This window comes from Flavobacterium sp. UBA6195 (assembly GCF_002422095.1).
In the GTDB taxonomy this organism is placed as follows: Bacteria; Bacteroidota; Bacteroidia; order Flavobacteriales; family Flavobacteriaceae; genus Flavobacterium.
In genome coordinates this window covers 1-8,666 of sequence record NZ_DITB01000042.1, presented here as the reverse complement: position 1 = coordinate 8,666, position 8,666 = coordinate 1, and the positions used below count along the sequence as shown (strand labels likewise).

The window sequence follows — 8,666 nt, the reverse complement described above, 5'->3', positions numbered from 1 at the left end:
CTTCCTTTTGCAAACATAGGATGACTTGTATGACGAAATAATCGACATAATGAATATTTAGATTGCTTCGTTCCTCGCAATGACTATGAGTTTAATGTTGTGTTTAAATTTTAAGAATTTATTAAGATTTTGGCACAAAACTTGATTTTTCTTTCAAAACCAACTTTATGAAAACTATTTACATCCTTATCTTCTCAATTGTAATGTTATCTTGTCAAAAAGAAAAAACATCTTTACCAATTGAAGAAAATTCGATTGCAATTTCTTCCCAATTAAAAACAGATAAATTACAAAATTTTGAGTTTGTACTTAAAAAAGACACTTTAATTTCTGGAAAAGAAGGAACAAAGGTTTGGATTACAAAAGATTTGTTTGAAAATTACACGAACGGAAAAATCACTTTTGAATTAAAAGAGTTTTATTCAAAAGAAGATATGATTTTAAATGGTTTGTCAACTGTAACTGATAAAGACGAATTATTAGAATCTTCTGGAATGTTTTACATTAATTTTAAAGAAGGCGATAAACAATTGAAAATCAAAAAAGGCAAATCTTATGATGTTACAATTCCAAATAAACCATTAGCAGAGAGTAACATTTATTATAACAATAATGATTCCATTTTTAGTTGGGAATTGAGTGAGAATAAAATACATACTGAAATATCCGACATTGTAAGAAATTTGGAATATTTTAAATCTGGCAAATGGAAATATGAGAATATTCCAGACAAGTTCAAAAAAAGAGTTGCAATAGATAGTCTTGAAATTGTTAAAAAAAGAGATTCCCTTAAGTATTTAAAAATTATAAATGAGGATAATAAAAAAAGTATTGAAGCATTAATTGAATCAAATAGTGAGTGGGCAATAGTATTAGAAGATCAAAACTTAACAAAAGAAGAAGAAATTGTAAGGCACAATTTTTATGAAAACCAAAATCAAATTTATTCTTTCACATCAGACAAATTAGGTTGGATTAACATCGATAAAATTTTAGCTTATGAAGTTGAGAAAGAAATAACTTATAAAAACACTAATCAAGACCTTAAATATTTTTCTTTCAATTTGATTTACCAAAATAATCAATCACTTTTGAACTATAATTTAGGTCAATTTGATACATATTTGAATAAAACTAAAATTATTGGAAAAATAAAAGTTGTTGTTTATGCTAATTCAGGAAATAAAATCATGTTTGATTCGTTTTATATAGATAAAAATTCCAAAAGTGAATTTGATTTAAATTTCAAAGAAATCACTTTGGATAAATTAAATCAAGAACTAATCTCCAACTAACATGAAAACCCAAATCACCCTATTTTTAATATTCATATCCACATTCAGTTTCAGTCAAAATCAAAACAAAATTGATTTAGAAAAACTGAAAACAAAAGTGTATCAATTGGTAAACGAAGAACGTTCCAATAACGACAGAAAAGTTCTTGGTTTGGATGCTTATTTGAAAAAAGCAGCAGATGACCATGCCAAATACATAGCAAAAGCTCTAACTTTAACGCACGAACAAACCGATGTAAAAAAGCAAAGTCCAAAAGAACGCGTGTCTTTTTATGGCGGAAATTCGTTTGTTTTGGTGGGTGAAAACTTATTATTTACAGGAATTAAAGACCAAATTTACTCTGAAACCGATTTAGATGCATTAGCTTTAAAAATGTTTAATCTGTGGAAGAAATCACCGAATCATTACAAGAATATTTCAGAAACAAAATATAATTTCACGGAAATTGGTTTTAGCATCGATTCGGAAAATAAAAAAATTTATGCAGTACAATTGTTTGGTGCAAAATAAAAAACCTGATAGCTTATAAACTATCAGGTTTCTATTTCACTGAACACTACTCACTGAGCACTGAACACTTATATTATCTCGAATAATTCGGAGCTTCTTTCGTAATCGTTACGTTATGTGGGTGACTTTCGCCAATTCCACTCGCTGTAATTCTAATGAAACGTCCATTTTCTTGTAAGGTTGGAATATCTTTTGCACCACAATATCCCATTCCGGCTCTCAAACCACCAATGAATTGTTGCATGCTTTCGTTTAATTCTCCTTTGTAAGGCACACGACCTACAATTCCTTCTGGAACTAATTTCTTCACATCATCTTCTACATCTTGGAAATAACGGTCTTTCGAACCTTCTTGCATTGCTTCAACAGAACCCATTCCACGGTATGATTTGAATTTTCTTCCTTCAAAAATAATCGTTTCTCCTGGCGATTCTTTTGTTCCTGCTAAAAGTGAACCTAACATTACACAATCAGCTCCTGCAGCAATCGCTTTTGGAATGTCCCCTGTATAACGAATTCCACCATCAGCTATAACTGGAACTCCTGTTCCTCTTAACGCCGCAGCTACTTCTAAAACAGCTGAAAATTGTGGAAAACCAACACCTGCCACAACTCGCGTTGTACAAATAGAACCTGGACCAATTCCAACTTTTACTGCATCAGCTCCGTTTTGAGCTAAATATAAAGCTGCTTCTGGAGTTGCAATGTTGCCCACAACTACATCTAATTCAGGGAATTTTGCTTTTACAGCTTTTAATACATCTACAACACCCTTTGTATGTCCGTGAGCCGTATCGATGATTACAGCATCAACTCCAGCATTTACTAAAGCCGTTGCTCTATCTACTGCATCAGCCGTAACCCCTAAAGCCGCAGCTACACGTAAACGACCGAATTTATCTTTATTGGCAATTGGTTTTTGCGTTAATTTAGTAATATCTCTAAACGTAATTAAACCAACTAATTTATTGTTGTTATCAACTACTGGTAATTTTTCAATTTTGTTTTCTTGAAGAATTCCTTCTGCTTCTTGCAAAGTGGTTCCTTGAGCAGCCGTTACTAAATTTTCAGAAGTCATTACTTCCAAAATAGAACGTGAATTTACTTTTTCGAAACGTAAATCTCTATTCGTTACGATTCCTTTTAAAATTCCGTTATCATCTACAACTGGAATTCCGCCAATGCTAAATTCTTTCATTGCCATTTTCGCATCACCAACATTTGCAGTTAAAGGCAATGTTACCGGATCGATAATCATACCGCTTTCTGCACGTTTTACTTTCTTTACTTTCGCTGCTTGTTGCTCAATCGTCATGTTTTTGTGTAAAACGCCAATTCCTCCTTCTTGTGCCATAGCAATTGCCATAGAACTTTCGGTAACCGTGTCCATTGCTGCTGAAACGATAGGAACATTCAACGTAATATTTCTCGAAAACTTCGATTGAATACTAACTTCGCGTGGTAAAATTTCTGAATAATTTGGAATAAGCAAAACATCGTCGTAAGTAAGACCTTCGCCAACGATTTTAGTTGTGTGTGCTTTCATGGTGCAATTTGTAGTTGTTGTTAAATTGCGTGCAAATATAGTAAAACTTAGGCTAATAATCTATTTCTTTTAAGAATAAATTATGTAACTTGCATAATAATTTTTCATCTACAATGAGCGATTCTAAAAAAACAAGTACAGGCCTAAACGATTTAGAAGTAGTAGAATCCGCAAAAAAATTCGGCACCAACTCGGTTGAACATCAGAAAAAAAACCATTTTCTGAATTCTATTTTAGATATCGTAAAAGAACCCATGTTTCTTTTATTGTTTACCGCAACGAGTATATATTTCATAACTGGTGATTATGGTGATGGCATTTTTATGGCCATTGCGATTGTCTTCGTAATTGCGATTTCTGTTTTTCAAGAATCTAGAAGTCGTAATGCGATTGAAGCTTTAAAAAAACTAACCCAACCAAAATGTAAAGTCATTCGAAATGGTTCTACAATCGAAATTCCAACCGAGGAAATTGTCATTGGTGATTGTGTTCAATTAGAAGAAGGCGCTTTCATTCCTGCGGATGGAATTATTCTTTCTTCCAACGATTTTTCGGTCAATGAATCTATCTTAACCGGTGAATCTTTAGCCGTATTTAAGCCTAATGAATCTGAAAACAAACAAGTTTTTCAAGGTACTATTGTTGCTTCTGGTTTAGCAATTTGTGAAGTAACGGCTATTGGAGATAAAACACAATTAGGAAAAATTGGTTCGAGTTTGAATGCGATTGAAGAAGAAAAAACGCCTTTACAAATTCAAATCGGGAATTTCGTTACTAAAATGTCTTTTATTGGTTTGGTGATTTTTGCTATTGTTTGGGCGATTAATTACTACAACTCTGGATTAGTTTTAGATAGTTTATTAAAAGCGTTAACCTTAGCAATGAGCGTTATCCCAGAGGAAATTCCAGTAGCTTTCACTACGTTTATGGCATTAGGTGCTTGGAGATTGATGAAAATGGGAATCATTACCAAACAAACCAAAACTGTGGAAACCTTAGGAAGTGCCACCGTAATTTGCACCGATAAAACCGGAACGATTACCGAAAACCGAATGAGTTTAGCCGAATTGTATCTTTTTAAATCCAATTCGATAATAGAAACCTCTCAAAAACTAAATCCCGAAGCAGAAGAAGTATTGAATTTCGCCATGTGGTCGAGCGAACCCATTCCGTTTGATGCGATGGAAATTGCGATACATGAAGCGTATTCTAATTTTGAAAGTGAAGACGAACGACCTCATTTTAAAATGGTTCACGAATATCCGTTAAGTGGAAAACCACCGATGATGACACACGTTTTCGAAAACGAATCAGGTAAAAAAATCATTGCGGCAAAAGGTGCTCCAGAAGCATTAATCGCTGTTAGTCATTTAACTGAAACTGAAAAAAATCAGATTTTTGAAGCAATGAAAACCATGATGCAAAAAGGATTTCGAGTTTTAGGCGTGGGTGTTTCTGACTTTGTAGGAACGGATTATCCGGCAGCCCAACAAGAATTAAAGTTCCATTTTAAAGGATTGGTCGCTTTTTATGACCCACCAAAACATAACATTCAAGCGGTTTTTGAAACGTTTTACAAAGCTGGAATTCAAGTAAAAATTGTAACAGGCGATAATGCTGAAACCACTTCCACCATTGCAAAACAAGTCGGATTTAAAAATGCTGATAAAGTATTAAATGGCGACGAATTAATGGCAATGGATGAAGCTACTTTGAAAGAAAAAGTAATGGTAACAGCTATTTTCACCAGAATGTTTCCAGAAGCAAAATTGAGAATTATCAAAGCATTAAAAGCCAACAATCAAATCGTAGCCATGACAGGTGATGGCGTAAATGACGGACCTGCTTTAAAATCAGCGCACATCGGAATTGCGATGGGTAAAAAAGGTACCGAAATTGCCAAACAAGCTGCCAACTTAATTCTTGTAGACGATAATTTCGAGCGAATGACAGATGCAATTGCCATGGGAAGAAAAATCTACCTCAACCTAAAAAAAGCAATTCAATACATCATTTCTATTCATATTCCGATTATATTAATTGTGTTTATTCCATTGGCTTTGGGTTGGATGTATCCAAATATTTTTTCTCCAGTTCACATTATTTTCTTGGAAATTATTATGGGCCCAACTTGCTCCATCATATACGAAAACGAACCTATGGAAGATAATTTGATGCTTCAAAAACCAAGACCACTAACGACAACTTTTTTCAACTTAAAAGAAGTATTAATAAGTATAATTCAAGGATTAGTAATTACTTTAGGATTGCTATTTATTTACCAATACGCTATTAGAGAAAACATGTCCGAAAACGGCACTAGAACCTTGATTTTCTTAACTTTAATTACTTCAAATATCGTATTAACGTTAGCGAATCGTTCGTTTTATTATTCGATTTTCAAAACGATTCAGTACAAAAATAATTTAGTGGGATTAATCATTGGAATCACTATTTTACTGACAGGATTACTTCTGTTTATTCCTGCATTTTCGAACTTTTTCTTATTTGAAATGGTAAGTGGTTCCCAAATAGGATTGTGTGTTTTAGTGGGAAGTATTTCAGTACTTTGGGTAGAAATTTATAAAGCCTTTAAACGAAGAAAATCAGCTTAATGAAACTCGCCAAATAGTTTAGTCGCTTCGTTGTAAGCACTTTCAAAGCTCATTGGACTGGTATTCGTATTTTCTCTTTTCGTGGTGAAATACGACAACAATTTTTCCGTAGGCATATTACCTGTTAAATCGTCTTTTGCCATAGGGCAACCACCAAAACCTTGAATCGCACCATCATAACGACGACAACCTGCATTGTAAGCTGCATCAATTTTTTCAAACCATTTGTCTGGCGTAGTATGAAGATGCGCACCAAATTCGATGTTTGGATATTTCGGAATCAAATTAGAAAATAAGTAATCAATTACTTCTGGAGTGGAACTTCCAACGGTATCCGAAAGCGAAAGGATTTTTACACCCATATTCGCCAATTTTTCTGTCCATTCGCCAACAATTTCAACATTCCAAGGATCTCCATACGGATTTCCAAAACCCATTGAAATATAAGTCACGACTTCTTTATTCGATTTATCTGCGATTTCTAAAATTTCTTGTAATGTCACTAAACTTTCCGCAATAGTTTTGTGCGTATTTCGCATTTGAAAGTTCTCCGAAATCGAAAATGGAAAACCTAAATATTGAATTTCCTTATGAATCGAAGCATTTTGAGCACCTTGTGTATTCGCAATAATCGCTAATAATTTGCTATTAGTGGCAGACAAATCCAATTGCGCTAATACCTCAACCGTATCTTGCATTTGCGGAATCGCTTTTGGCGAAACAAAACTTCCAAAATCAATAGTATCAAAGCCTACACGCAATAACGATTGGATGTATTTTACCTTTCTTTCGGTAGGAATAAACGGTTTGATACCTTGCATGGCATCTCGCGGACACTCGATAATTTTGATTTCGTTCATAGCTTCAAAGATAGGGATTTTAGCTGTTTTCCAAAATCTTTTTGTTAATCGCTTTCACTAAAGCCGGACCTTCATAAATAAATCCAGTGTAAAGTTGTACCAAACTGGCACCAGCATTTAATTTTTCAATCGCATCATCTGCGGTGTGAATTCCTCCTACTCCAATGATTGGAAACGACTTATTACTTTTTTCGGAAAGAAAACGAATCACTTCTGTAGAACGTTTGGTTAATGGTTTTCCAGACAAACCACCCATTTCTGATTTGTTTTCCGATTGTAAGCCTTCGCGAGAAATTGTAGTATTTGTAGCAATTACTCCTGCAATTTTAGTTTCGTTAACGATATTAATGATATCTAAAAGCTGCTCATCAGTTAAATCGGGAGCGATTTTTAGTAAAATTGGCTTTTGTTTTGATTTTGCGTTATTTTTGTCTTGAAGCGTTTGTAATAAATCTGTCAAAGGTTTTTTATCTTGTAATTCGCGAAGATTTGGCGTGTTTGGCGAACTCACATTCACCACAAAATAATCGACATACGGAAACAAAGCTTCAAAACAGATTTCATAATCTTTTACCGCTTCTTCGTTTGGCGTGACTTTATTTTTTCCAATGTTTCCACCAATTAAAACACCTTTATTTTGTTTTAATCGCTCAACCGCTTCTTTTACACCACCATTATTAAACCCCATTCGGTTGATAATCGCATTGTCTTCTTTTAAGCGAAACAAACGTTTTTTTGGATTTCCTTCTTGTCCAATAGGTGTCAACGTTCCAATTTCAATAAATCCGAAACCAAAATTTGATAACTCTTGATACAATTTCGCATCTTTATCAAATCCTGCTGCTAAACCCACTGGATTTTTAAATTTAATTCCGAAAACTTCTCGTTCTAAACGAGCATCTTTTACTTCGTAAAGCGCTTGAAATAAGCTCGAAAAACCTGGGATTTTATTCAGAAAACGAATGAATGAAAAGGTAAAATAATGCACTTTTTCTGGATCGAAACAGAAAAGTATCGGACGAATGAAGATTTTGTACATAGTGTGTTGTGTTGTTGTGCAAAAGTAAGAAAATGCTATTCCAAAAAAAAGTATTGCCGCATTTTGTAACAATAAAAGATTTGATGCGTATAATTAGGGAAGTGAAAAGTGAAAAGACTAAACTTCTAATTTCTAAATTCTAACCTCTAAATTCTAATTTCAAAATGGCTCAAACTCCTTCCAACATGTTACCACTAGGCACGATTGCTCCTGATTTCAATTTGAAAGACACCAACGCTACCGATTTTAAAACTTTTGCTGATTGTAAAGGTGAAAAAGGAACGGTGGTAATGTTCATTTGTAATCATTGTCCGTTTGTGCATCATGTGATGGACGAGGTAATTCGAATAGTAAACGATTATCGTGTGCAAGGAATAGGTTTTGTAGCGATTTCGAGTAATGATGTTGTAAAATATCCGCAAGATGCACCAGAACTAATGACCGAATTTGCCTTTGAAAACGGATTTGAATTCCCATATCTATTCGATGAAACACAAGAAGTAGCAAAAGCTTACGATGCTGCTTGTACACCTGATTTTTATCTATTTGACAATCAAAATAAGTTGGTTTACCGCGGACAATTAGACGACAGCCGACCTGCAAACGGCATTCCATTAAGTGGTTCTGATTTACGAAGTGCAATTGATGGGGTGGTGATGAATCGATTAATTAATCCAGAACAGAAACCGAGTATTGGGTGTAATATTAAGTGGAAATGATTTCTTATTTACTTTCAATATGGGTATTGATTAAAAAATGTTTTATTTATTTTGTTTTTAAATCATTAATGTCCGATAAAA

At 33.8% G+C, this 8,666-nt stretch carries 7 protein-coding genes; 4 read left to right on the top strand and 3 right to left on the bottom strand.

Translation table 11 applies throughout. The annotated features are described in order from the left end of the window. Positions 1–167 precede the first annotated feature (167 nt). Together B4I81_RS03485 and B4I81_RS03480 are read left to right on the top strand one after the other, a co-directional pair. A complete protein-coding gene (locus tag B4I81_RS03485) occupies positions 168–1,295 on the top strand; it encodes a hypothetical protein (protein ID WP_291107608.1) in 1,128 nt (375 codons plus the stop codon). Between the two features lies 1 nt (position 1,296). Further along, the gene (locus B4I81_RS03480) at positions 1,297–1,806 is read left to right on the top strand and encodes a CAP domain-containing protein (RefSeq protein ID WP_291107605.1); all 510 of its coding nucleotides are present in this window, start codon (positions 1,297–1,299) and stop codon (positions 1,804–1,806) included. 73 nt (positions 1,807–1,879) lie between these two features. Here the strand turns inward: B4I81_RS03480 and guaB are convergent, their stop codons facing one another. After that, positions 1,880–3,352: an IMP dehydrogenase gene (gene guaB, locus B4I81_RS03475; RefSeq protein WP_291107603.1), complete on the bottom strand. Its 1,473-nt coding sequence runs from the start codon at positions 3,350–3,352 to the stop codon at positions 1,880–1,882. 113 nt (positions 3,353–3,465) lie between these two features. Here guaB and B4I81_RS03470 point away from each other — a divergent pair, with 113 nt between their 5' ends. Continuing rightward, positions 3,466–5,967: a cation-translocating P-type ATPase gene (locus B4I81_RS03470; RefSeq protein ID WP_291107600.1), complete on the top strand. Its 2,502-nt coding sequence runs from the start codon at positions 3,466–3,468 to the stop codon at positions 5,965–5,967. On the opposite strand, the gene B4I81_RS03465 is transcribed toward B4I81_RS03470, so the two are convergent. Both B4I81_RS03465 and B4I81_RS03460 read right to left on the bottom strand, forming a co-directional pair. Beyond that, positions 5,964–6,827 (bottom strand): hydroxymethylglutaryl-CoA lyase, encoded by an 864-nt coding sequence (locus B4I81_RS03465; RefSeq protein ID WP_291107597.1) that lies wholly within the window; start codon positions 6,825–6,827, stop codon positions 5,964–5,966. The two genes, B4I81_RS03470 and B4I81_RS03465, sit on opposite strands and share 4 nt — an antisense overlap. Positions 6,828–6,846: 19 nt before the next feature. Then, the gene (locus tag B4I81_RS03460) at positions 6,847–7,866 is read right to left on the bottom strand and encodes a quinone-dependent dihydroorotate dehydrogenase (RefSeq protein WP_291107594.1); all 1,020 of its coding nucleotides are present in this window, start codon (positions 7,864–7,866) and stop codon (positions 6,847–6,849) included. 164 nt (positions 7,867–8,030) lie between these two features. On the opposite strand from B4I81_RS03460, the gene B4I81_RS03455 reads away from it, so the two are divergent. Next, entirely contained in the window at positions 8,031–8,585 is a 555-nt protein-coding gene (locus tag B4I81_RS03455) for a thioredoxin family protein (RefSeq protein WP_291107591.1), read from the top strand. The last annotated feature ends 81 nt before the right edge of the window (positions 8,586–8,666 follow it).

What these genes read in the sequence shown, in the direction of transcription:
- guaB (WP_291107603.1), bottom strand. Translation starts at nt 3,352, where the DNA reads ATGAAAGCACACACAACTAAAATCGTTGGCGAAGGTCTTACTTACGAC.
- B4I81_RS03480 (WP_291107605.1), top strand. Translation starts at nt 1,297, where the DNA reads ATGAAAACCCAAATCACCCTATTTTTAATATTCATATCCACATTCAGT.
- B4I81_RS03485 (WP_291107608.1), top strand. Translation starts at nt 168, where the DNA reads ATGAAAACTATTTACATCCTTATCTTCTCAATTGTAATGTTATCTTGT.
- B4I81_RS03460 (WP_291107594.1), bottom strand. Translation starts at nt 7,866, where the DNA reads ATGTACAAAATCTTCATTCGTCCGATACTTTTCTGTTTCGATCCAGAA.
- B4I81_RS03470 (WP_291107600.1), top strand. Translation starts at nt 3,466, where the DNA reads ATGAGCGATTCTAAAAAAACAAGTACAGGCCTAAACGATTTAGAAGTA.
- B4I81_RS03455 (WP_291107591.1), top strand. Translation starts at nt 8,031, where the DNA reads ATGGCTCAAACTCCTTCCAACATGTTACCACTAGGCACGATTGCTCCT.
- B4I81_RS03465 (WP_291107597.1), bottom strand. Translation starts at nt 6,827, where the DNA reads ATGAACGAAATCAAAATTATCGAGTGTCCGCGAGATGCCATGCAAGGT.